Source organism: Mesorhizobium sp. M8A.F.Ca.ET.207.01.1.1, from assembly GCF_004794715.1.
In the GTDB taxonomy this organism is placed as follows: Bacteria; Pseudomonadota; Alphaproteobacteria; order Rhizobiales; family Rhizobiaceae; genus Mesorhizobium.
The window spans coordinates 163,675-188,130 of sequence record NZ_SRUS01000010.1; the positions used below are offsets into that span (position 1 = coordinate 163,675).

General features: G+C 64.1%; 20 protein-coding genes. 9 read left to right on the forward strand and 11 right to left on the reverse strand.

Translation table 11 applies throughout. The annotated features are described in order from the left end of the window. The first annotated feature begins 21 nt into the window (after positions 1-21). Positions 22-1,845, forward strand: coding sequence for a phosphogluconate dehydratase (edd, locus tag EN850_RS26480; RefSeq protein WP_136092610.1), 1,824 nt, complete (start codon positions 22-24; stop codon positions 1,843-1,845). A gap of 67 nt (positions 1,846-1,912) precedes the next feature. Here edd and EN850_RS26485 read toward each other — a convergent pair whose 3' ends face one another. The 4 genes from EN850_RS26485 to EN850_RS26500 form a co-directional block, all read right to left on the reverse strand. Beyond that, positions 1,913-3,577: a VWA domain-containing protein gene (locus EN850_RS26485; RefSeq protein ID WP_136092611.1), complete on the reverse strand. Its 1,665-nt coding sequence runs from the start codon at positions 3,575-3,577 to the stop codon at positions 1,913-1,915. A gap of 108 nt (positions 3,578-3,685) precedes the next feature. Next, positions 3,686-4,684, reverse strand: coding sequence for a GlxA family transcriptional regulator (locus EN850_RS26490; protein WP_032922464.1), 999 nt, complete (start codon positions 4,682-4,684; stop codon positions 3,686-3,688). Positions 4,685-4,712: 28 nt separating this feature from the next. After that, entirely contained in the window at positions 4,713-5,612 is a 900-nt protein-coding gene (folD, locus tag EN850_RS26495) for a bifunctional methylenetetrahydrofolate dehydrogenase/methenyltetrahydrofolate cyclohydrolase FolD (RefSeq protein WP_136092612.1), read from the reverse strand. Between the two features lie 183 nt (positions 5,613-5,795). Further along, positions 5,796-8,402 (reverse strand): GumC family protein, encoded by a 2,607-nt coding sequence (locus EN850_RS26500; RefSeq protein ID WP_136092613.1) that lies wholly within the window; start codon positions 8,400-8,402, stop codon positions 5,796-5,798. A 200-nt stretch (positions 8,403-8,602) separates the two neighbouring features. On the opposite strand from EN850_RS26500, the gene EN850_RS26505 reads away from it, so the two are divergent. Next, positions 8,603-9,898 carry a lipopolysaccharide biosynthesis protein gene (locus tag EN850_RS26505; RefSeq protein WP_136092614.1) on the forward strand — a complete coding sequence of 432 codons (1,296 nt, stop codon included), beginning with the start codon at positions 8,603-8,605 and terminating at the stop codon, positions 9,896-9,898. 6 nt (positions 9,899-9,904) lie between these two features. On the opposite strand, the gene EN850_RS26510 is transcribed toward EN850_RS26505, so the two are convergent. The 3 genes from EN850_RS26510 to EN850_RS26520 are packed head-to-tail and all read right to left on the reverse strand — an operon-like array spanning position 9,905 to position 12,803. Then, the gene (locus EN850_RS26510; protein ID WP_127870846.1) at positions 9,905-10,831 is read right to left on the reverse strand and encodes a DUF6492 family protein; all 927 of its coding nucleotides are present in this window, start codon (positions 10,829-10,831) and stop codon (positions 9,905-9,907) included. After that, entirely contained in the window at positions 10,828-11,634 is an 807-nt protein-coding gene (locus EN850_RS26515) for a WecB/TagA/CpsF family glycosyltransferase (RefSeq protein ID WP_127870845.1), read from the reverse strand. Before EN850_RS26515 ends, EN850_RS26510 begins: the two co-directional genes overlap by 4 nt. Then, on the reverse strand, positions 11,631-12,803 hold the full coding sequence (locus EN850_RS26520; RefSeq protein ID WP_136092615.1) for a glycosyltransferase family 4 protein: 1,173 nt from the start codon (positions 12,801-12,803) through the stop codon (positions 11,631-11,633). The genes EN850_RS26515 and EN850_RS26520 overlap by 4 nt, the downstream gene beginning before the upstream one ends. Positions 12,804-12,973: 170 nt before the next feature. On the opposite strand from EN850_RS26520, the gene EN850_RS26525 reads away from it, so the two are divergent. Genes EN850_RS26525 through proC form a run of 3 tightly spaced genes read left to right on the forward strand, consistent with a single transcriptional unit; the run spans position 12,974 to position 16,145 of the window. Then, positions 12,974-13,972, forward strand: a complete 999-nt coding sequence (locus tag EN850_RS26525) for a glycosyltransferase (RefSeq protein ID WP_136092616.1) — start codon at positions 12,974-12,976, stop codon at positions 13,970-13,972. Further along, positions 13,941-15,269, forward strand: a complete 1,329-nt coding sequence (locus tag EN850_RS26530; RefSeq protein ID WP_136092617.1) for an O-antigen ligase — start codon at positions 13,941-13,943, stop codon at positions 15,267-15,269. Before EN850_RS26525 ends, EN850_RS26530 begins: the two co-directional genes overlap by 32 nt. A 60-nt stretch (positions 15,270-15,329) precedes the next feature. After that, positions 15,330-16,145 carry a pyrroline-5-carboxylate reductase gene (proC, locus tag EN850_RS26535; protein WP_135881013.1) on the forward strand — a complete coding sequence of 272 codons (816 nt, stop codon included), beginning with the start codon at positions 15,330-15,332 and terminating at the stop codon, positions 16,143-16,145. A 21-nt stretch (positions 16,146-16,166) separates the two neighbouring features. Here the strand turns inward: proC and EN850_RS26540 are convergent, their stop codons facing one another. Beyond that, the gene (locus EN850_RS26540; RefSeq protein ID WP_127278914.1) at positions 16,167-16,403 is read right to left on the reverse strand and encodes a type II toxin-antitoxin system VapB family antitoxin; all 237 of its coding nucleotides are present in this window, start codon (positions 16,401-16,403) and stop codon (positions 16,167-16,169) included. A 276-nt stretch (positions 16,404-16,679) separates the two neighbouring features. Next, positions 16,680-17,993, reverse strand: a complete 1,314-nt coding sequence (locus EN850_RS26545) for an NAD(P)H-dependent oxidoreductase (RefSeq protein WP_136092618.1) — start codon at positions 17,991-17,993, stop codon at positions 16,680-16,682. 342 nt (positions 17,994-18,335) lie between these two features. On the opposite strand from EN850_RS26545, the gene EN850_RS26550 reads away from it, so the two are divergent. The 3 genes from EN850_RS26550 (at position 18,336) to EN850_RS26560 (ending at position 20,582) form a co-directional block, all read left to right on the forward strand. Further along, positions 18,336-19,742, forward strand: coding sequence for a PTS transporter subunit IIC (locus tag EN850_RS26550; RefSeq protein WP_127278916.1), 1,407 nt, complete (start codon positions 18,336-18,338; stop codon positions 19,740-19,742). Positions 19,743-19,812: 70 nt separating this feature from the next. Beyond that, a complete protein-coding gene (locus EN850_RS26555) occupies positions 19,813-20,274 on the forward strand; it encodes a PTS sugar transporter subunit IIA (RefSeq protein WP_127278917.1) in 462 nt (153 codons plus the stop codon). Between the two features lie 20 nt (positions 20,275-20,294). After that, complete coding sequence (locus tag EN850_RS26560) at positions 20,295-20,582, forward strand: PTS sugar transporter subunit IIB (protein ID WP_136092619.1); 288 nt, start codon at positions 20,295-20,297, stop codon at positions 20,580-20,582. Between the two features lie 32 nt (positions 20,583-20,614). Here EN850_RS26560 and EN850_RS26565 read toward each other — a convergent pair whose 3' ends face one another. Beyond that, complete coding sequence (locus tag EN850_RS26565) at positions 20,615-22,009, reverse strand: multicopper oxidase family protein (RefSeq protein ID WP_136092620.1); 1,395 nt, start codon at positions 22,007-22,009, stop codon at positions 20,615-20,617. Between the two features lie 181 nt (positions 22,010-22,190). Further along, positions 22,191-23,009: an alpha/beta hydrolase gene (locus EN850_RS26570; protein WP_135881018.1), complete on the reverse strand. Its 819-nt coding sequence runs from the start codon at positions 23,007-23,009 to the stop codon at positions 22,191-22,193. 190 nt (positions 23,010-23,199) lie between these two features. Here EN850_RS26570 and EN850_RS26575 point away from each other — a divergent pair, with 190 nt between their 5' ends. Next, positions 23,200-24,453, forward strand: coding sequence for an ABC transporter substrate-binding protein (locus EN850_RS26575; RefSeq protein ID WP_135881019.1), 1,254 nt, complete (start codon positions 23,200-23,202; stop codon positions 24,451-24,453). The last annotated feature ends 3 nt before the right edge of the window (positions 24,454-24,456 follow it).

Here is a 24,456-nt window from a genome sequence, read left to right on the forward strand (position 1 = left end):
CGCCTGAAAGGACCTGATGCCATGACCGCAAGACGCGACATCGAAGCCATCACCGAGCGGATTCGCCAGCGCTCCAAACCGGGCCGAGAACGCTATCTCGGCCGTATCGCCGAAGCGTCGAACCAGACCGCCAACCGGTCGGTCTTGTCCTGCGGCAACCTTGCCCACGGCTTTGCGGTGTGCAGCCCCTCGGAAAAGCTGGCGCTCGGCGCGGACAAGGTGCCCAATCTCGGCATCATTACCTCCTACAACGACATGCTGTCGGCGCATCAGCCCTTCGAGAGCTTCCCCGCCCTGATCAAGGAGGCCGCGCGCGAAGCCGGTGGCATCGCCCAGGTCGCCGGCGGCGTGCCGGCGATGTGCGATGGCGTGACACAAGGCCAGCCGGGCATGGAGCTGTCGCTGTTCTCGCGCGACGTGATCGCCATGGCGGCCGCGATCGGCTTGTCGCACAACATGTTCGACGCCGCCGTCTATCTCGGCGTGTGTGACAAGATCGTGCCGGGACTGGTGATCGCCGCGCTCACCTTCGGCCATCTGCCGGCGGTCTTCATTCCGGCCGGGCCGATGACGACTGGCCTGCCCAACGATGAGAAGGCCAAGGTCCGGCAGCTATATGCCGAGGGCAAGGCAGGACGGGCCGAACTCCTGGAAGCCGAGTCCAAGTCATATCATGGGCCGGGCACCTGCACCTTCTACGGCACGGCCAATTCCAACCAGATGCTGATGGAGATCATGGGCCTGCACACGCCGGGCGCGTCCTTCGTCAATCCAGGCACGCCGTTGCGCGATGCCTTGACCCGCGAGGCGACGAAGCGGGCGCTGGCGATCACCGCGCTTGGCAATGCCTATACGCCTGTCGGGCGGATGATCGACGAACGCTCGTTCGTCAACGGCGTCGTCGGCCTGCACGCCACCGGCGGGTCCACCAACCACACCATCCACCTGATCGCCATGGCGGCGGCCGCCGGCATCGCGCTGACCTGGCAGGATATTTCCGATCTTTCGGAGGCAGTGCCGCTGCTGGCACGGGTCTATCCGAACGGGCTGGCCGACGTGAACCATTTCCATGCCGCGGGCGGGCTCGGCTTCCTGATCCGCGAGCTGCTCGACGAAGGCGTTCTGCACGAGGATGTGCAGACGGTGTGGGGCGAAGGCCTGCGGCCCTATGCGGTCGAGGCAAAGCTCGGCGCCGACGGCAGCGTGGTGCGCGAGGCGTCACCGCGTGCCAGCGGCGACGAGAAGGTGCTGGCGCCGTTCAACAAGGCGTTCCAGCCGACCGGCGGCTTGAAAGTGCTGTCGGGCAATCTCGGCCACGCGGTCATCAAGACTTCGGCCGTCAAGCCGGAGCGACGTCTCATCGAGGCGCCGGCCAAGGTGTTCGACAGCCAGCAGGGGCTGAACGACGCCTTCAAGGCCGGCACGCTCACCGGTGATTTCATCGCCGTCATCCGCTTCCAGGGGCCGAAGGCCAACGGCATGCCGGAACTGCACAAGCTGACCACCGTGCTCGGCATCCTGCAGGATCGCGGCCAGCGTGTCGCGCTGGTCACCGACGGGCGCATGTCGGGCGCTTCCGGCAAGGTGCCGGCGGCGATCCATGTGACGCCGGAAGCGGTCGAGGACGGGCCGATCGCGCGGATCCATGACGGCGACATCATCCGCCTCGACGCCGATGCCGGCACGCTGGAAGTGCTGGTGCCAGGGACCGAATTCGCGCTGCGCCGCACGGCCGAGGCCGACCTGATCGGCAATGAATTCGGTTTCGGCCGCGAGCTGTTCGCTGGTTTCCGCCAATTGGTGGGCCGCGCCGACCACGGCGCCAGCGCCTTCGGAACCGCCTGAGGCAATCTGTGCGGCATGAAAAAGGGCGGCTCGCGGCCGCCCTTTTTGCCGGTCGAAATCGCAATCCTTATTGCACCGTCAGTTCAACCCGCTCTCCAGCCTTCACGGTCACGGTGCCTTCCTTCTTGCTGTTGTCCGGCTTCTCCGAGACCACCGCGTAATCGCCCGCCGCTATCGCCGCCTGATACTTCTCGTCATAGGCGTAGCCGATCGACTTGCGATTGCCATTGATGTCCTTCTTGGTCTCGAAAATCTCGATCTTGGAGGTGCCGGGAGCCGTGATTGCCAGCACGCCGGCATTCATGGCGACCTTGAGATCCTGGAACTCGCCGACCTTGACGCTGAAAGGCTGTTCCACGACGGCGAGGTCAACCGTCGCGATCAACACATAGTCGTCGGGCGGCAAATCGAACTTGCTGTCGGGGCCATAGGCATACGTGACCTCGTCGCGGGTGCCATCGATCTTCTTCTTGGCCTTGAGCACCTTGAAGCCGACGCCTGAACCATCGGCCTTGTCGCCACCGGCCGCATAATAGGCGTTGGCAACGACATGGCCGACGCCGACGATGATGTCCTTGTCTATCACCCGGCCGGCAGCGAGCGGAATCGTTTCGGTGACCGCGCCCTGTCCGATCGTGACGGTCACTTTCTGGTCGCCGGCCGGCAACACTGCTTTCGTGTCTCCATAATAGGTCGGGGGGTTGTCGGCCCCCGGATAGGCGATCACGACAGCCGCCCCACTGGCCACATCGGCACCTTGGCTGGGACGCGGATGCAGGATGAGCGTGCCGGCATTCAAGGTGAACAGCGGCTTGTAGACCTGGCCCGCCTCGATCTTGATCTTCTGCTCCGCCTTGGCCTCGCCGTCGCGCGCGACGATGACGTAGTCGCCGGGTTCCAGATTGGCTTTGTACTCGCCGTATTCGGTGGTGATGTTGTCGCCGCGCGTGCCGTCCGATTTGGCCTTGTAAACTTCCCAGGCATTGCCGTCAGTGACGGGATCGCCGCCCTCGGCCAGCACCACGGTCGGCATGAAATTGAACTCGGGCTTGGCCGGCTCCGGCGCTGGTGCCGGAGCGGGGGCCGGTGCCGGCTCGGGCGCCGGTGCCGGCGCTGCGACGGTCTCGACCAGCGCTTCCTGCAGCGCCTTCTCGTCGGAAGCCTGGATGTATTTGCCGCCGGTGCTGTCGGCGAGGCAGGCAATCTGCTTGCCTTCGTCGGCGGTCAGGCCGAAGCCGACGACGTCGGCGGTGAAATCGACGCCGGAGGCTTCGAGTTCCTTGCCAAGCGCACAGGGGTCGCCGCCGCAGGTTTCGAGCCCATCGGTGATGAGGACGACCGTCGCCTTGTCCTCGGTGTATTTCAGCGCTTCGGCCGCCTGCTTGACGGCTGCCGTCAGCGGCGTCTTGCCGAGGAATTTCATACTGTCGGCGGCTGCCGAGATGGCGCTTGCCGAGCCAGCCTGAGGCGGCACGATGAGCTGGATGTCGTCGCAGCTGCCCTTCTCGCGATGGCCATAGGCCATAAAGCCGATCTCGTCGTCTGCGGGAACCGATTGAAGCACGGTCCTCAGTGATTCACGGGCGATTTCCAGCTTGGGCTTGCCATCGATCTGCGCCCACATCGATCCCGACGCGTCGAGGATGATGATGACCTTGTTGGCGGCAAAGCCGAATGTCGTCATCGACAAAAGGAGGATCGCCGCAGCAACGCTCCGTGCAAGTCCCGCCATCGAAATCTCCTGAGTTAGCCCCCTCGTCGGCACGTGAAAGCTATTTGACGGGGCGTCGGGACACAAGCCCGCAGGCATGGCCCCGGCATGCCCGACCAAGCAAATCACTCAGTATGTCGTACGGCGCTCTTCCGAGGGCGGGCGGCCAAATTGCAGCCGATAGCTCTGGGCAAAATAGGAATGCGAGGTGAAGCCGGTCGCGATCGCCACGTCGAGGATCGGCATGTTGGTCTGACGCAGCAATTCACGCGCCCGCTCCAGCCGCAGCCGCATATAGTAGCGCCCGGGCGTGACGTTGAGATGGCGCAGGAACAGCCGCTCCACCTGGCGCACCGAAAGGCCCGCCGACTTGGCGAGCTGTACCGCCGACAGCGGTTCGTCGAGATGGTCGGCCATCAGTTCGACGATGCGCCTGAGCTTCTCCGACTTGCCGGTCAGGTCACGCTCCGGCCCGACGCGCTGGCGGTCTCCGGCGGAGCGGATGCGCTCGTGCTGGAACTGGTTGGCGACGCCATTGGCAAGGTTGGAGCCGAAATCGCCACGTACGATCTCCAGCATCAGGTCGATAGAGGTGGTGCCGCCGGCGCAGGTGTAGCGTTTGCGGTCGATCTCGAAGACATTGCCCGTGCAGTTGATATCGGGAAAGCGCTCGACAAAGCCGGCGCGGTTTTCCCAATGGATGGTGCAGCGATAGCCTTCGAGCTGGCCGGCCTCGGCCAGCAGGTAGGATCCGACCGACAAGGCGCCAAGCGCGTTGCCGCGCCGGCCCCAGCTGCGCAAGGCCGCCAGAACCTTGCTCTTGCCCGGAAATTCCGTCGTCAGGCCGACCGAAACGAAAAGAATATCAACCGGCGGCAGGTCGGCGACGGCGTAGTCGATCTTGAGCGGCAGACCGTTGGAGGCCATCACCGGATCGCCATCGGCGGAGACCGTCGTCCAGCCGTAGAAATCGCGTCCAAGCAGGCGGTTCGCCGACCGGAACGTGTCGATCGCGGCCGCCAGCGAGAACATGGAAAACTTGTCGACCAGCAGGAAGGCGAACTGCCGGCCACCTTGAACGGGATCATTCGTGACCGGCCGTTCCGGGGAAATAGTGGGATTCGGCAAAGCTGCGGCTTTCAGGGTCAACCCGGGCTCAGAAGGAAGGCCGCTTCAATCCGGCCGCAAGGTAGGCCGAAGCTAACGTATTGGCCATCAGCATGGCAATGGTCATCGGACCGACACCGCCGGGCACCGGGGTGATCGCGCCCGCCGCCTTGGCCGCTTCGGCATAGGCGACATCGCCGACGAGACGCGACTTGCCCTCGCCCTTCTCGGGCGCGGGAATGCGGTTGATACCGACATCGATGACGGTGGCGCCAGGCTTGACCCAATCACCCCTGATCATTTCCGGCCGGCCAACCGCAGCGACAAGGATGTCGGCCGTGCGGGCAAGCGCCGGCAGGTCCTTGGTGCGGCTGTGAGCGATGGTGACGGTGCAGTTGGCGGCAAGCAGCAGATTGGCCATCGGCTTGCCGACGATGTTGGAGCGGCCGACGACGACGGCGGTGAGGCCGGACAGGTCCTTGCCGCGCACGCGCTCGATCAGGAGCATCGAGCCGGCGGGCGTGCAGGGCACGAAGGCCGTGTCGAGTTCACCAGTGCCGAGCTTGCCGACATTGATGAAATGGAAGCCGTCGACATCCTTCTGCGGCGCGATGGCCTGGATGATCTTGCCGGCATCGACATGGGCGGGCAGCGGCAGCTGGACCAGGATGCCGTTGATGGCCGGGTCAGCGTTGAGTTCGGCGATGAGCTCGAGCAGTGCCGCCTCGGACGTCTCGGCCGGCAGCGTGTGCTGGAGCGAATGAAAACCGCATTCCTTGGCGGTGCGGGATTTGGAAGCGACATAGACCTGGCTGGCCGGATCCTCGCCGACGATGACCACGGCGAGACCCGGCTTGGCCTTGCCCTTGGCGACCAACTCGGCGGTCAGCGCCTTGACCGATCGCACCACGTCTTCGGCAACGCTCTTTCCGTCAATCATTTCGGCCATGGACCACCCTCAATATCGTTCCGCTCAACGCTGCCTTCGGAAAACACAATGCAGCGGCGCAGGCAATCTGCAGCGCGGCATTGTCATGAAAATTCAAGTTCGCAATCCCGTCAAAGCGCCGTTCCATGCCGTTTACGTGAAACCGGCACGGTTTTGTTCGGCCTCCACACCCTATCTGGTGGCTCAGAAGTAGCGGCGACGGGTGCGGTTTTCCGTGAGTTCGCGGACCGCTTCGCGGAATTCACGCAGGCTGGCGCGAATCTCTTCGACCGATGACTGTTCGCCCCCCTCCTCGACCGACCTGGCATGGGGAGCGGCTGGATCGGCCGGTGGCTGCGTCGGGACGGGCGGCAGCGGGTACGGCATCGGCGCCGCATAGGGTTCCGCCAGCGCTTGCGTATAGGGATGACCCGCCTGTGACCGGGGCTGCGCCGGGGGATAGCCCATCGGCTGCGCATAGGGAGAGGACGGCAAGGGCGGAGCCGGATACATTGCCTGTTGCGGCATCAGCGGCGAGCGCGAGGGCGACGCCATTTGCCGCCCATATCCTGCCTCGGCGCCTGGCTGGAAAGGTGACTGCGAATAATCCCGGCCGGCCGTCGCACGAGGGCCGAAACCGGGCTCCGGATAGCCAGGGAATATCGGAGCGTTGGCCGGCCGTCCGTTGTCGGCAAAGGCGGGTAAGGCGAACTCGCTGGAGATGTCGCCGTCGGCTTCGGCCGAGGGTTTGCGGGACATGGCCTTGCGCAGTCTCGATATGAGTGCGCCGATCCTCCCGGAGCCTTCGGCGGGAGCGGCCTCGGTCCTCGTGGCCGGCGGCGGTGGCGCGGGAGGCGGCGCTACAGGCGCTGTCGGCATTGGCGGAGCGGGTGGAGGCTCCGTCCGGAATGCCTGCGCCTCTAGAGGCGCCCTCTGTTCATCCAACTTGCGTTCGTCCAGCTTGCGCTCGTACGGCTTGCGCTCGCGGCGTGAGCGCGAGCTTGCCGTCTCGCGCAGGCTGTCATAGGTCCCGCGCAAGGCGCCGAGACCAACACCTGCGCCAAGGCCAAGCAGCAGCCCGGCCAATGCCACCAAGGCACGCGAGGGTCCATTTGGCTCAAGTGGAGCTTGAGCGGAGGTGATCACGTTGATGTTGGTCGTGTTGATACCCGTCTGTTCACCGGTCTCCTTGGCGCGCAGAAGATATTGCTCGTAGACGGAACGCTTGGCGGTGGCCTCGCGCTCCAGTTCGCGCAGGGCAACCAGGTCGCTGTTGACGTCGCCGCTTTGGACCTTGGCCTGAGCCAGCCGAGACGCGAGGTCCTGTTCGAGCTGGACCGCGCGCTTCAGGTCGACCTGTAGCGAAGAGGCGATGCGGCGCAGTTCATTGGCAATGCGCTCGCGCGCGCCGGCAATCTGGGCGTCGAGAGCCTGGAGCTCGGGATGGCGCGGCCCCAGCCGAACCGCGGCGCGATCGGCCTCCTGCTTCAGCGTCGCATATTGCGAGCGCAGATCGCTCATGGTGTTGGAGTTGATTTCTTCCGGCAACGTGCCGGTCAGAACGGAATTGACGTCCAGCGAACGCGCCGACGCCGCCCGGGCATTGAGTTCCAGCGTGCGGGCGCGGGCGACGGAGAGCTGCTCGTTGAGCTTCAGCATCTGATCGTCGCTGATCAGATGGCCTTGCGCATCGACGAGACCATGCGTGGCCCTGAAATCCTCGACCTTGCGCTCGGCCGCCTCGACCCCCTTGCGCAGATCATCGAGCTTGGACGTCAATTCGTTCGTCGCGCGTCCGGCCATGTCGGACTGGTATTTGGCGGCCTCCTGCTGAAAGACGGTCCTGGTCGTATTGGCGATGAGCGCCGACTTCTCGCCGTTCTGGGTTACAGCGCTGACGGAGATGACAAAAGTCTTGCCGGTGCGTTCGACCGACAGGCTCTTGGCCAAATTGCCAACGGCCAGCGCCTGGCGGCGAACCTCGTCGACACCGCCCGGCCCATCGTGGCGTGACACAATCGAGCGGATAAGCGACATGACGCCAAGGCCGCCGGAACCCTGGCCGTTGAACTCCGGATCGTTGACTAGATTGAGATTCTTGACGACCTGATCGAGAACGGTGCCCGAGGTGAGCATCTTGATCCGGGTTTCGACGACGGCCAACGCGGCGTCGGGCTGGCCTACCGGTTGCGTGAGATCGCGGTCGGAGAGCTTCAGGTCGCCCGGCTCGATGATCAGTTCGGTCGTGGCTTCGTATTTCTTCGGCATCGACAAGGCGATGGCAATGCCGAGCCCGGCGCCCAGTATCGTGGTCGCAACGATCAGCAGCTTCGACCTGGCGACGCCGCGAACGACCAGCATCGGATCGATCAATGGCTTCCATTGCTGACCGTCCGCACCGCCATCGGAGGAGGTATCGGCTCCGTCCGTGGCGCGGGATCCAATTGCATCACGAGCGCGACCCGTCCCTGAAGGTTCTTCCGGCGCCGGCCTTGCGCGCGGCATGTCGGGAGGAAGATCGCCGGCGCCGGTCTCCGCCCGGGAACGCCAGGCGCCGTCGGCTTCAAACGGCTGCTCCCCGTCAGGAGGGAACGGCACGGCATCACCGGCGGCAAGCGGCGACGGGCTCGCCTTGGTCTCGCGCCGGGAACGGGCCAGGCGATGGCGCGTGGCGGCATCCTCGCGCCATGAAGGATCCGCGCGATCTCCTATCGACACCAGCGAAGCGTCGTCCTCGCCACGCACGGCGTCGCCAAGCGCCAGCAAGGAGCGCTCGCGCTTCCAGTCCTCACGGTTTTCCCTGTCGACCATTATCGTGGAGCTTTACTCTTGGCCGCTTGGGAGCGGCGGTCGGCCATTCGTTAAGCCACGCTAAACAGGCATAGGAAACAAAAGGTTAATTTCCGGAAGACGATGGCAGGAATTCACGTCATGATTGCAAGACCTTTCAACACAGCTGAAAGCTTCAGAACGGCACGTTAAACTTTCCGGCCTATGCATTTCCTTGACCTATGACTGAGGCGAGCGACATACCGCAAAGGCGGACCTTCGCGCGGATCGGCACCTTCATGGCCGAACGACGCGGGCTGGTGCGCGACTATTTCTCGGCGATCAGCGGTGCCGGCGGGCGACTGGTGTTTTCACTCGCTTATTTCATCGCGCTCGCCAATACGCTCTCGATCGCCGAATTCGGCATGTTCGCCACTGCCTCGGCGGCCGGCGTCATGCTGTCGCGAATCCTCGCCTTCGGGTTCATTTCGGCGCTCTATCGCACCGCTACCATCCGGCCCAATCTGATCGGCACCTTCACCGCCGGCTTCCTGGTGCTCGGCGCCGCCTCGCTGCCGCTTTTGGCCACCGCCTCGTTCGGCGTCTACCTGACCTTCTTCGCCGGCACCGTGCCGCTGTCGGTGTTCACGGCGATCGTCTTCGCCGAGGCGCTGCTGTGGCGACCGGTGGAAGTGGCGCTGATCGTCAACAACGGGCTGGGCAAATTCGGCCGCGCCGCCATACTGGCGATCCTGGCCACGGCACTGCGGGCGCTTGGTGCGGTGTTATTCATGGTCTCGGCACAGCACGGCATCTGGGTGTGGTCGTGGTTCTACATCGGCGCCAACGCCGCCTCGCTGCTGCTCGCGTTTGGGTGGTTTTATCCGCGCCAGAGGCTGCGGCTGCGCGTCGAGCTCTATCCGCGGCGGCTCGCCGATTCCATCTATGTGGCCGGCGCGGAGGTGCTGTTCTACCTGCAGATGGAGTTCGACAAGCTGCTGGTGCTGGCGATCGGCGGACCACATCTGGCCGGCATCTATGCCATCATCATGCGCCTGGTCGACCTGACGGCCATTCCCATCCGCACCTTCTCGATGATGCTCGTGCAGCGCATGATGCGCGCGCCCGAACTCCTCTCACGGCTGGCGGTCAAGAGCGGCATCGAGGGCGGTGTGTTCGCGGTCTCGACGCTGGCGCTGGCGGCGCTCGGCATCGTGCTGCATTTCTTCCCCAACGCGCTCGGCAGGAATGTCTCCGAGGCCGCGCCCCTGGTGGCGCTGGCGATCTGCGTGCCGGGACTGCGCAATCTGGTCGAATACCAGGCCGAGCTTCTGTTCGCGCGCGGCCAGACGCTGGTGCGGGCGCTCAATCTGGGCCTGCTCGCCGCCCTCAAGGCGCTGCTGCTGACCTATGTGCTGACCACCATTACCGAGACATCTGATCTGGTGCTGTCGCTCAACATCGTCTTCCTGCTGCTCTATCTCGCGTCGATGCTGCTGACCTATTCGGCGCTGCGCCGACCGGCGAAGGCAATCTAGGACAAGTCAGCGATCAAGCCCGATCAGGCGGCGGATGCGGCCGATATCCGTGCCGATAAAGGACTGCATGCCGATCGCCACCTGCTCCGGCGCCATGCTGGCGACGAAGCGGCGGAACTCATCGTCCGACAACGCCTCGCCCGTCCAGTGGACACGGCAGAATTCCTCCGAACCGTGGAAATGGCCGGCTCCGTCCAGCAGATCATCGACATAGCGGCCGTAGATCATGCATTCGGAGAATTTGCGCGCCGAGCCGATGACCTCGACCCAGTCGCGACCATGGACCTTTTCGATCCGGCCGCACATGGCCAGCACCGTGTCACGGCGCCAGGCGATCAACGTCGAGATATAATCATGGACCGACGCCTGGGACCGGTCGATGCCGAGTGCGGCGCCGGCATTGCGCGACCACACGCGATGCTCGTCATGGCCGTCATCGGCGAGCACGCCATCGCGGCGGAACAGGCGCGCGCTGCCATCGCGCCAGAAGACACCGCAATCGAACGCCTTCAGGAAAGCGACGTCGGAATCGCAGAAGATCAGCACGTCTTCCCCGGCGTGCGCCGATATGGCGATACGGCGCAGTTGCTGCACGTGCCAACCGCGCAGCGGCTGGGTCTTCATGCTGAGCCAGACGCGCCGGCGAAACAGGCTGAACGGATCGTCGAAGGCTCGCAGCCAGCGCGGCAGGAGATCCCGCTCATCGACGATCGAGCGGCGGCTGGTCGCCAACTGACGGAAAAGCGCGAGGTCGCGATGTTCGACCAGAATGTAGTGGTGCGCAGCACCCGAGACATGGCGGTCAAGCGTTTCGCACAGCAGGCGGCAGCGCTCGAAATCCGGGGCGTAGCTTGCCGTCACCACCGCCGCCGTTGGCGTCTTCGGCAACAGGCCCGGGCCGGCAAGCGGGTCTGGGACGAAGCGCTTGTTCAACGAAACTCTCCGGGAGCATCTGCGGCGGCCTCGGCGCCGCGCGACCATTTCTGCTTGACGACCCGCCAGAGGAACAGGGGGTTGCCGACCACGTAGCGGCGCCAGAGCCGGCCGGGCTCGACCGCCAGCCGGAACAGCCATTCCAGCCTCAGGCGGCGCATCCATAGCGGGGCGCGCGGCACCGAGCCGCTCAGGAAATCGAGCAGCGCGCCGACCGCGACGGGCAGCGTGCAATGACGTTCGTCGATGTGGCGTTCAATCCACAGCTCCTGGCGCGGCACGCCCATCGCGACGAGCAGCATGTCAGGTCGCAATTTTGCGATCCGACCGATGATCTCCGGCTCCTGCGCGGCGGAGAAATAGCCATCGTGAACGACCACGAAGCTGTGCTGCACGGCAAGCGCCGCCAGCTTCAGCGACGCCGCCTCGGCGTTGACACGCGTCGCACCGAGCAGCCCCACGGTCAGCGGCCGCTTGGAAGCCTGCAGGAATGCGGGCACGAAATCGGTGCCGTTGAGATTGTCGGGAAATGCCGCGCCGTAGAGAAGCTTCGCGGCGAGATCAACGCCGATGCCATCCGGCAGGATGAGGAAATCGTCGAGCGCCTCGGCGAAGACCGGGTCGGTATAGGCGATGTTGGCATTGTGAGCGTTGAGGAAGCTGACCTTGGTGAAGCGCTTCTCGGCAAGCAGGCGATTGAGCAGGGCGATCGCATCGTTCCAGCGGATGGCGAGCACCGGGATGCCGAGGATCATTTTCAGACTGTCGAGCCCGAACGCGGCGCGGGTGGCGTGCATGTTCATGCAAACACCTCCCGCCGGACGGCGCCGATTTTTTCGAGACCGACACGAACCGCGGCGTCGAGCGCCTTGACCTGCCGGCGATGGAAGGTGGTGCCATCGACATCGTCGATATCGGCCGCGGCAGCCTCCAAGGCCTGGGCGAAGCCGGCCGGATCGTCGGTGACCACGCAATTGGCCGGGCGGTGGTCGATGCCGCGCAGCGAACGGCTGGTGGCGACCGAGGGCAGGCCAAGCTCGAAGGTCTCGATGGTCTTCAACTGTACGCCGCTGCCCGCGGTGCTGATCAGCGGGATGACGGCCGCGCCACAGACGAAAGCCCGGGCATCCGGAACGCGGCCGACGAATTGGACGCCCGGATGCGTCGAGGTGACGCCGGCAGGCATGTGGCCCGCAATGCGGATACGGAAACCAGGCCGCAGGTGCGGCACCACCTTGCCCAGGAACCAGTCGAGGCCGATGCGGTTTGGCTGCCAGGTCCAGGTGCCGATCAGGGCCGCGTCGCAGTCGATCTGGCGCCGGCCTTTCCGGACCGGCGCCGTGTCCCCGGTTACCAGCGGCAACACGGCCGAGCGGTCATCGGAGGCGACACCGAGCGCCACGCGATCCTCCTCGGCCAGCGTGAAGACGAAGCGCGCGCGGCGGCAGAGACGCTCTTCGACGAGCTTGAGCAGCCTTGCCTCGCGCCGGAACAGCAGGCGCTGGAAAATGCCGCCGGCGGCAGCGGCATTCTCGCGGGCGGAGAGATGCTCGACATTGTGGGCGACGAAGATCGAAGGCCGGTCGTCGAAGAGCTTTTCGAAAGCGCCGGCGAACTGCACGGAATTCAGCACATAGCCATCGAATGGACCGGCTCGTTCGATCGCGGCCTGAACGTCGTGGTCGGACACCGCACGCAACTTGACCGACGCGAAGGTGAGGCCCGAAAATATCGCCTTGCCGACCCAGGCGAGTTTTTGCAGCGGTGAAGCACTTTCGGTGCGCACGTCGATCGCACCAAGCACCACCGTGTTTTCGGGATCTATCGCGGCTTTCCCGGGCCAGGTGAAGCCGATGACCGTCACGCGCGCGCCGGCGCGCCGCAAGGCGGCGATGATCGCGGCGTTGGCGATCTCGTAGCCCGAGGCGAGAGCACCGTCGGGCACGATCGATGTGGCGAACAGCAGATGCATCTCACTATCCTGTGGTGTAGCCGGTAGCAAAGCGCGGTGAACCCTTGATTAAACGAGCACGGTCAACGCCCCAAAGCCCATGCCTGGCGGGCCTCTCCGTGCAAGGTGATTAACGAAACCTTATCATCGTGGTGCTACCAGAACGCGACTCAAGACGCGGCTGGATACGGATGATCCCTTTGCCATCGGACGGTTCGGTATCGATCGCGGGACGGTCTCCCCGGCTCGACGCGGAGGCCGTCGAAGCGATCGTCACCTTGCCGACTTTCAAGCGGCCCGAACAGGTGCTGGAGACGCTGGCGTCGCTGCGCCAGCAGCAAACCGGCAGGCGCTTTGCGGTCATCGTCATGGAGAACGAGGCCGAGGCGCGTGACGGTGCCAAGGCCGCGCTGCCGCTGTTCGAGCGCGGCGAGATACCGGGCATGGTCGTCATCGCGCATGAGCGCGGCAATTGCAGCGCCTACAATGCCGGCTGGCAGACGGCGATCCTGCATTTCCCGAACTTCAGGCATCTGCTGGTCATCGACGATGACGAGATCGCCGATCCGCAATGGCTGGAGCGGATGTGCCGCGCGGCCGAAACGCTCGGCGCCGATATCATTGGCGGGCCGCAGGTTCCCGTCTTTGCCGATCCTGCCCACGCGACATGGGCCGAGCATCCCGTCTTCGCGCCTCCCTACCGGGAGACGGGAAAGGTGCCCGCACTCTATTCGTCCGGCAATCTTCTGGTCGGGCGTAGCGTGCTGACCGCGATGGGGCCGCCCTTCCTCGATCTCAGGTTCAATTTCATGGGCGGCGGCGATGCCGACTTTCTCAGCCGGTCGGCGCAAAGGGGCTTCGCGCTGGGCTGGTGCGCCGAAGCCAAGGTGCGGGAGACCGTTCCGGCCCGGCGCGTCGAGACCGACTGGATCCGTGCCCGCAGCCTGCGCAATGGTGTCATCTCGACGCTGGTGGAAAGGAAGAAGCGCGCCGGCACGCCCTTCGCAGGTGCCAAAGTGTTCGCCAAGAGCCTGGCGCTCCTTGCCGTCTCGCCACTTCGCGGCATGATGCGGCTGGCGCGCACCGGATCGCCGGCGATCGCCATCTACCCCGTCCATGTGGCGCTCGGCCGCGTGCTGGCCGAATTCGGATATGCCAATGAGCAATACCGCCAGCCTGAGAAAAACTGAGCGCGCGCCGCTCGGCGCCGCGTTCACGCGCGAGGGCGTGGCGACCGCGATCGCGGCGCTGCTGTTCACCGTCGTCATGGTGTCCTTCCGCCCGTTCCAGCCGGCCGGCGCCGAACTCACCGGCGAAGGTGGCGACATCGTCAATCAACTCGGCTTCGGGTCGCTCGGCGCGGTTTCGATCTTCGCGCTGATGGCCTTCGCCGATCCGCGCGTCGTGCGCTCGCTGCTCGGCCCGTCCTGGATCCTGATGCTGGGTTTCTTCTTCCTGTCGGTGGTGCTGGCAACCGATCCGCCCTCGGCGATGCGCGCGGCGTCCTTCACCATGATCGGCATCCTGACGATGGCAACGATCCTGGCGCTGCCCCGTGACGCCGAGTCTTTCTCCAGGGTCATCATCTTCACCGCCGTCGTGGTGATGGGCCTATCCTATCTCGGCCTCATCGCCTTCCCGCACGAGGCGATGCACACCGCCGACTCGCAAGAGCCCGAACATGCCGGCCTGTGGCGCGGCGTGTTCACCCACAAGAACATCGCCGGACCGATCATGGCCTGCTTCAGTTTCGCCGGCCTTTATCTCTATCGGCGCGGTCAGCGCTGGTGGGGCGCTGGCATCTTCTGCGCGGCGATGATCTTCATGCTGCACACCGGCTCCAAGACCACCGCCGGGCTGGTGCCGTTCTCGATCCTGATCGTGATGTTTCCGAGCCTGATGGGCATGCGGCTCGGCACGCCGATCCTGTTTGCGCTGGCGATAATCGCCACGGCGGTCGGCACGCTGGGCATCGTCTTCCTGCCGCCGATCAAACATCTGGCGGCGATCTATTTTCCCGACATGACCTACACCGGCCGCACCACATTGTGGGAGTTCGCCGGCTCGATGCTGGCGAAGAAGCCGTGGACCGGCTACGGCTATGAGAGCTTCTGGGGCACGCCGCTGCTGTTCAACCAGGACCAGCCCTTCGATCGCCCCTGGGACATCAGAACCATCGTGCACGGCCATGACGGCTATCTCGACATTGCCGTGCTGATGGGCATCCCTGCCCTTTGCGTGGCGGTCTACACTTTCCTCATCGCACCGCTGCGCGACTACATGCGCATTCCGCAGCGCAAGGAAAACATCTTTCTCGGCGACTTCTTCATGATGGTGGTGCTGTTCACCGCGCTCAACGCCTTCCTCGAAAGCTTCTTCTTCCATCGCGGCGATCCGGTCTGGCTGTTCTTCGTGCTCGGCGTGCTGGGTCTCAGGCAAGTGTCGCTGCGGCCGATCGCGATGCGCACGCCCGTCCACCGGTCCTGAGAGGGCTTCCCCACCGATCCGCGAGCGTCTATGTCATGGCCTTTCCTCGGAGGGCTCTCGATGACGATCAGGCTTGTTCTCGCCGGCTGCGGCAATATGGGTTACGCCATGCTCTCGGGCTGGCTGAAGTCCGGCAAGCTCGCACCCTCAGCGGTTTTCGTGGTCGAGCCCAACGCGGACCTGCGCAATCGCGCCGCCGCACTCGGCTGCGGCACCGCGGCGGAAGCCGAAGCCATTCCGACGGATGCCGTGCCTGAACTCGTCGTCATCGCGGTGAAGCCGCAGGTGATCCGTGACGTCACCGCCGCCTACAAGCGCTTCGGCGATGGCCGCACCACTTTCGTCAGCATTGCCGCCGGAACGCCTTCCGCCACCTTCGAGCAAATCCTCGGCAACCGCGCGCCGATCGTGCGCTGCATGCCCAACACGCCGGCTGCCATCGGCAAGGGCATGATGGTGGTGTTTTCCAATCCCCTGGTTTCCGACGACGCCAGGCGTTTCGTCGCCGACCTGCTTTCGGCCAGCGGCGAAGTGGCCACCATCGATGACGAGAGCCTGATGGATGCGGTGACCGCCGTGTCCGGATCGGGTCCGGCCTACATCTTCCATTTCATAGAAGCGCTGACCGTGGCCGCCGAGAAGGCCGGCTTGCCGGCGGCGACCGCCAGGCTGCTTGCCATGCAGACCGTCTACGGCGCCGCGTCGCTTGCAGCGGAAAGCAGTGAGGACCCGGGTGTGCTGCGCCAGCAGGTGACCAGCCCCAACGGCACGACGGCGGCCGCGCTTGGCGTGCTGATGGGCGAGGACCGGCTGACCAAGTTGCTCACCGACGCGGTGGAAGCGGCGCGGCTAAGGTCGATCGAACTGGGGAAATAAGCGGGGACAGCTCGGGGTGTGTCAGGAATATCCCCACATGTCGCTGATCTCGTCCTTATCCATAGTTCGGCCACCCGCTCCTGCCTTGGCTCTAAGATCGTGAGCTATGATGGCAAGCCTTTTGGCGAGCGAGAGTTGCTTTCGCTGCAGTTCGGATTCAAGCGCTTTGAAGACCGCCTTGGCCATCGACGTATTGCGCAAGTCTGCAAGCCGTCTCGCCAATTCGCGTGCGCGCGGATTTCTGATGTAGAGTTTCATCTGGGTCCTCGACGCTATGATTTTGACAGAATAGAAGCCTGAGCGGTAGTTCCTAACGTCGTCATCCTAGGGCGAAGCAGGAGCGAAGCTCCGTCGCGGAGACCCTAGGATCCATGCCGGGAGCTCAATGGAAGGGCGCAGCGGAGCAAAATTCTGCCACCGCTGCAACGCCTCTAAATCACGGCATGGATCCTGGGGTCTGCGCCGCGTCGCTACGCTCCTTGCTTCGCCCCAGGATGACGAAGTTGCGGTTACCGCTTTCCCGGCAATGCGAGGCTAGCTTCCGTACAGCATTTCATCCTGCAGACGGCGCAGCGCAAACAGCCTGGTCGTCTGGTCGGGCGCGGCATTGTCGGCCGTCAGCAGATCACCTTTCCTGACTGGTTTCAGCACCTTGCCGCCCTCGAGCAGGCCGACCGGGACGGCGCGCTGAGCGCGGGCTTCGCGAACGGTCATCGTCCAGGAGCGATAGCAAGTTTCGCCGATCGCATCGAAGGTCTCGCCGACGGCGAGATCGCGCTTGGCAACGGCGCAGACCTCGGCAACCGGCCGCGGCAGCGGCACCATGTCCGGTTTGCCGAACAGCACGATGCGGGCGGCGGTGAGCGGCACTTCGAGCGACGTCAAATGGTAAGGCCGGAACAGGCTGTAATAAGGGCCGTGGCCGATATGCAGGTCGTCCATGCGTTCGATGATGCGCGGATGCGTCGCCTCGACGATGACGAAGACGCCGGGCGCCACACCCTTGCCGATGGTGTAGTCGACGACGCCCTTCTTCAGCAGGAGGCCACCGTCCTCGCGCGGGATCAGCACCTTGACGAGGTCGTCGCGGTCGGCCTTGGGACCATGCATGCCGGGCACGTCGGGCACCAGCCCGGTGGCGTTGGCGATGGCGCACATCTCGACCATGGTCTTGGAGCCGTCGACGAACTCGACCAGCATGCGCGGGTTCATGTTGCGGCGGATCGCTTCGTCGCGATAGTCGTCGGGCACCGCATCATGGTTGAGCGGGTTGTTCTTGCCCTTGCCGGCCGAGACGATGGTCAGGCCGAGGGCCGACGCAAATTCGATCAACTCCATGCAGCTCGACGGCTCGTCGCCGGCGCCGACCGAATAGACGACGCCAAGCCGGTCGGCCTGCTGCTTGAGATAGCAGCCGATGGTGACGTCGGCCTCGACATTCATCATCACCAGATGCTTGCCATGCTCCATCGCCATCAGGTCGAAATCGGCGGCAACGCCCGGCTTGCCGGTCGCGTCGATGACGACGTCGATCAGTGGATTGGTGACCAGCATCTCGTTCGAGGTGATGGCTATTTTTCCCGACTCGATCGCCGCAGTGACTTTCGATGCGGTGTCGGCTTCAACCGCCATCGCCTCGTCGCCATAGGCGATGCGGATGGCATCGCGCGCGGTGTGCGGGCGCCGGGTCGAGACGGCGCAGACCGCAATGCCCGGCATCAGCATGCCTTGCGTGACCAGGTCCGTGCCCATTTCGCCGGAGCCGATGACGCCGATGCGCACGGGGCGGCCCTCGGCGGCGCGTCTGGCGAGATCGCTGGCAAGTCCCGTCAAGGCGACATTGGTCATGCAGGGATGTCCACAGCTTCTTGATTCGAGGCCGGATTAGCAGGGACGGGTCCGCTGTGCCAATAAAACCGCTCGCGGCCGGCGATTTCCAATGGAATCGCCGGGAAACGGCGCATTCGCCGCGAATTATTGGCCCAAAGGGTTGCAATTGACATTGTCGTGAACAGCCACAATAAAACATTCGTTTGCTAACAAAGGCAAATGTTCACTCCGAAACACCGCTCGGACGAGCATTTCGCCTCTCGTTAGATTTGGGGAGGCCTTTGCGCCAAGGCGCGGCAAAGGCGTGGACGAGACAACGGAGCACCTTCGGGCAGAGCCCGTGGCTCCAGGGGAGGAAGAATGGATACTCTACTCGCTGGCCTCAAGGGGGCCATCGACACGCTCGGCGCGACAATCCTGCTGCCGATCGTCATTTTCATCATCGCCGTGGTTTTGGGCGCCAAGGTCAGCAAGGCCTTTCGCGCCGCCGTCACCATCGGCGTCGCCTTCATCGGTATCAACCTCGTGCTTGGCCTGATGTTCACGTCGATCGGCGACGTGGCCAAGGCCATCGTCACCAACACCGGCATCCATCGCGACATTATCGATGTCGGCTGGCCCTCGGCGGCCGCGATCGCCTTCGGCTCATCGGTCGGGCTTTGGGTCATCCCGGTCGGCATCCTGGTCAACATCGTGCTGTTGCTGACGCGCATGACGCGCACGCTCAATGTCGACGTCTGGAATTTCTGGCACTTTGCCTTCGTCGGCTCGCTTGTCGTGGCCGCCACCGACAATCTGGCCTACGGCATTGCGATCGCGGCGCTCGTCGCGGCGCTTTCGCTGCTTTTCGCCGACTGGTCGGCGCGCGCGGTGCAGCAGTTCTACGGCGTTCCCGGCATTTCGGTGCCGCATCTCGCCTCGGCGCAGATCCTGCCGATCGCCATCATCCTGAACTGGATCATGGACCGTATTCCCGGCATCAACCGCATCAACATCAACACCGAAACCATCGAGCGCCGCTTCGGCGTGTTCGGCGAACCGGTCGTGCTCGGCCTCATCATCGGCCTCGTGCTCGGCGCCATCGCCTTCTACAATGCGGGCGATCTCAGTGTGGTCCTGGCCAAGGTGCTGGGCACCGGCATGACGCTGGCCGCGGTGATGCTGCTTCTGCCGCGCATGGTGAAGATCCTGATGGAAGGCCTGCTTCCGGTTTCCGACGCGGCGCAGGAATTCGTGCGCAAGCGCACCGGCGACCGCGAGCTTCTGGTCGGCCTCGATTCGGCGATCCTGATCGGCCATCCCGCGGCGATCTCGTCGTCGCTGATCCTGGTGCCGATCGCGATCATCCTGTCGGTGATCCTGCCGGGCAACCGCGTCATCCTGTTCGCCGACCTGGCGGTCATCCCGTTCATCGTCGCCATGACCGCGCCGCTGGTCAAAGGCAATGTGTTCCGCATGGTGGTGATCGGCACGGTGACCCTGGCGATCGGCTTCTATGTCGCCAACGCGCTGGCGCCGCTGTTCACCAGTGCGGCCGTCGCATCGGGCTTCAAGCTGCCGGCGGATGCGCTGCAGATCACCTCGGTGGTCGACGGCTTCCTGTGGGTGCCCTACGTGATCATCGAGGCGATCCAGGGGCTTGGCCTTATCGGCATCATCATCATCGCGGTGGTCATCGCAGCGCTGTTCGTGCTCTACCGGCGCAATACGCTCGGCTGGGAGCGGGCGGCAGGCGCCGAGGACGAGCCGGCCGAACACACCGCCTGAGCCTTGGCGGCTTCAATCTGAAACGATCGTGCGCCCTCCCCGGGAGCACGATTCATCGACGGAGCAAGACATGTCCGACGGCCTCATGCAGCTTCTGGATCCTGAGGCGATCGTGCTCGGATCCGATGCCTCGACCAATGAGGAGATCATCCGCATCCTCGCCGGGCGGCTCGAGGCGCTTGGCTATGTCAAAAGCTCCTATGCCGACGCGGTCGTTCGCCGCGAAATGACCATCCCGACAGGGCTGCCGCTGGAACGCGCCGACAATGTCGCGGTGCCGCACACCGATCCCGAGCATGTGCTGAAGCCCGGCATCGCAATGGGCACGCTGAGAAAACCGGTGACCTTCGCCAACATGGAAGATCCCGACGAGAAGTTGCCGGTCGGCTTCGTCTTCCTGCTTGCCATCAATGACAGGGATAAGCAGATTGAAGCGCTGCAATCCGTCATGGAGACCATCCAGAACCCGCAGGCATTGGACGGCTTGAGGTCGGCCAGCAACCTCGACGACGTGCGTGCCGTGCTCGGCTGATAACCAAGGAGGAGCAGCAAATGTCCAAACAGAAAACCATTCTCTTTGCCTGCGGCACCGGCATCGCCACCTCGACGGCGGTCAACGTCGCCGTGACCGAGGCGATGAAGAAGCGCGGGCTTACCTTCAACGCGCAGCAGGCCAAGGCGACCGAAGTCACGGGGCTGGCCGACAGCGTCGACTTCATCGTCGCCACCACGCCGATATCGGCTTCGGTGACCAAGCCGGTCATCAAGGGCCTCGCCTTCCTCACCGGCATCGGCAAGGACAAGGTGCTCGACGAGATCGAGGCGCAACTGCGCAAGTAGGTCGCGGACGGCGCGGCCTTGTCGATATAGCCTCAGACCACTCTGAGGTAGCTGGTCATGCCTGATTTCTGGTGCTCGATGATGTGGCAATGCAGCAGCCAGTCCCCGGGATTGTCGGCGACGAAGCCAAGGCTCACCTTCTCATTGGGCTGGATGAGGTAGGTGTCGGAAATCAGCGGCTGAACCGCGCGCGTCGACGACGACAGCACCTTGAAGCTCATACCGTGCAGATGCATCGGATGCGATTGCGGCGTCAGGTTCTCCATGTCGATGATGTAACTCCTGCCGAGCTTCAATTCGGCCAAAGGCGCGGTTGGATCGGATGTATCGCCCGGCCACGGCACTTTGTTGATCGCCCAGAAACTGTAGCCGAGCGAGCCGCATATGCCGTCGCTCGGGACGTTCTCCGCCGTGGCGCTGAGCGTCAGCGAAATATGCCGGGCAGCGGTGAGATCGACCTCGGCCACCGGATTGGCCTCCAGCGGCGCGAGATCGCGAACATCCCGCTTCAGCGAACTGCCCGTCGCGCGCAACGTCGCGAGCACCTTGGGCTTGGTGCCCCTGACGTCTCGCAAGCTGACGATCGCGCCCTCTTCGTCGGGCATGCGGATTGCGAGTTCCATGCGTTGGCCCGGCCCCAGCAGCAAGGCATCGGGCGAAAAGCGCAGCGGCACCGGATTGCCGTCCAGCGCGATGACATCGGCCTCGGCGCCGTCGACGCGGAAAGCATAGATCCGGGTCACATCAGTGATCGCCAGCCTGAGCCGCACCAACCCGCCGGCCGGCGCGTCATATTGCGGCTGGTCGAGCCAGTTCGCGGTGCGCACCGTGCCGTAGGTGCCGGTTCTCGCCGCATCGCGCGGCCGGAACTGGTCGATGAACTGGCCGTCGTCGCCAAGGCGCCAATCGCGCAGATTGAGGACAAATTCGGCGTCGAATTTCGGATCGTTCGGGTTTTCGACCACGATCACGCCAGTCAGGCCGCGCCCCATCTGCTCCAGCGTATTGCAATGCGGGTGATACCAGAAGGTGCCGGCATCGGGCGGGGTAAAGGCGTAGTCGAAATGATCGCCGGTGTAGACGTAAGGCTGCACCAGGAAGGGCACGCCATCCATCTTGTTCGGCAGGCGAATGCCGTGCCAGTGGATTGTCGTCGGATCGTCGATGGCGTTGATCAGGCGGGCGGCGAAGGGCTCGCCCTTCTTCATCCTCAGCACCGGCGGCATTCCAGCGTTGCCATAGGTCAGTACATCCCTGGTCGGGCCAACATCCATCAGCTTGGCCTGGATTTTTGCCGTCCGCAGCACCACCGGCTCGGGCGTGGCCGCGGCCGAGCCGCCAATCCTGGCGACCGCGGCAAGCCCGACACCGCTCGCGCCAGCGATGGCGGCGGTTTTCAAAAGCCTGCGGCGTGTGATTAGGGTCATTCAGCGCTCCAACTGCAGGGTGACCCGCATCCAGTGCGCCTTGGATCACAGGCGAGCCACCGGCGCAAACGTCGACACATTGCACATTGGCGATTGCTTGCGCCATCACTTCGAAACCGAAGTCGGTTTCGTGCCCTCTGACACCAGGGCCGAGTCATTGCCTCCCCAGGATCCCGACGACTTATGCCTGATCGACGCTCGCCAGGAAACGAGCGAAGACAGGGTTGAAGCGGTCGGGCGAATCCCAGAACGGCGCATGGCCCGATTTGTCGAGCAAATGCGCCTTGCCTTCCCACAGGTTGGAAAACTTGACCGCCGCGACGAAATCGGTGTTGACGAAAGGCTCGTCGATGCCGTTCAGAACGGCGATCGGCGGTGTCTTGCCGGCGACGATCTCGCGCTGGTTGCGGCCGGTGCCGGCGGCGAATTTCTCGAACATCAGGCGTCGCGCCCGCCCGTCGGTGCGCGCGACCGTGTCGATGAGGAACGGCTCGAACGGTTCGCCGCAGGTGCTGCGCGCATAAGCCTCGACGTCGGCGGCGGTGAAGACCTCCTGTCCGGCAAGGTGCATATGCGGGCTCGGCTTGAAGCCGTTGCCGACTTCCTCGGGCGACACCGGCGGGGTGCCCGTTATCATCAGGCCGAGCAGGCCAGGATACCGGTCGATCATCTCCAGCCCGATATGGCCGCCGAGCGACCAGCCGAAGACGATGGCCTTGCCGACACCGAGCAGGCCGAGCACTTCGGTCATCGCGTCGGCGTAGCCCTCCATGCTGTAGGAGCGGTCCGGATCGATGGCATCGCCGGACGCGCCGTGCCCAGGCAGATCGGGAGCGATGAGGTGGTAGCGCTCGCCGAGCGGGCTCTCGAGCTGGTTGCGGAAGACCGCGCCGGAAGACGAATTGCCGTGGATCAGCAGCACGGCGGTGCCTTTGCCGTCGGTCTCGCGAACGGCGATCCTGCCGTGGCTGGTTTCAAGGGTGTTCTGCGAGATCGTCATCTTTGGCTCCGTCTGGAATTGCCCTGTTTCGAGGCAGTTGCACAACAAAGCGCCGCCACCTCCCCTAGCCCTGCCATAACATTTTCCCGGTCTCATGCCGTTGAAAAATCCTTTTCAAATAAGAACAATTATGCGTAGATTGTCAATTATCCAACTCCCGATGAACGGGAGGAAAACAGGGAACGGCACGATGAAATCCAAATCCGCAGGCAACAGAATCCGCCATATGCTGATGAGCACAGCGCTGATCGCAGCGTTTGCCACGGCGAGCGCACCGGCCTTCGCCGATGTCGTCAAGATCGGCCTGCTGGCGCCGATCACCGGCCCTGCCGCGGCGGACGGCCAGGAATTCCAACGCGGCGTGCAGATGGCGATCGATGAGGCGAACGCCGCCGGCGGCGTTGCCGGCAACACGTTCGAACTGGTGGTCGGCGACGTCAAGGATCAGTCCGCCGGCAACGTCACCAGCGCGGTCGAACGCCTGCTTGGCGATCCCGGCGTGCAATTCATGCTCACCGGCTACGCCAGCCTGACGAATTTCGAGATCGACAACATGGCGGAGGCCGAGATGCCCTACATGCTGGCGGCCACCTCTCAGCAGACCAGGGACATCATCGCGCCGAGCCCCGACAAATACATGTGCTGCTGGTCCCTGACGCCATCCTTCGACGCCTACAATACCGACGTCACCCTGTTCGTCGAGAAGCTCGCCGCCGACGGCAAGATCACCTTGCCGACCAAGAAGGTCGCCATCATCTCCTCCGACAATGCCTATTCGAAGACCATCTCCGAAGGCATGAAGAAGACCTTCAAGGAGAAGGGCTGGACCATCACGGTCGACGAGATCGTGCCGTTCGGCGAAGTGACCGACTGGCGCCCGATCCTGGCCAAGGTGCGCGAGAACGTTCCCGACGTCGTCATCAACACCGACTATCTGCCGGGCAATTCGGCGTCCTTCCTGAACCAGTTCCTCGAGCAGCCGACCAAGAGCCTGGTCTTCCTGCAATATGCGCCGAGCGTTCCGGAGTTCGTCGAACTCACGGGCAAGAAGTCGAACGGTGTCATCTACAATCTTCTGGGCGGTGCCCTGACGACGCCGAAGAACCCGCGCGCCGACGAGGTAGCGGCCAAATTCAAGGCCAAATACGGCGTCGAAAGCGGCACCTATGGTGTCGGCCTCTATGAAATGACCAATGTCTATTTCGACGCGGTCAAGAAGGTCGGCGGCGCATCCGACCATGCGGCGATCATGAAGGCGCTGTCGGAGACCGACAAGCAAGTCGCTGAAGGCCGGCTGAAATTTGATCCCGCCACGCATCTCGCAACGCAGGGCGACGACTATATCCCGATCACCTTCTTCCAGATCTGGGACGGCCAACGCACGCTGATCTCGCCGGAAAAATACGCCACCGGCGCCTTCAAGCCGCAGCCCTGGATGCAGTGAGGC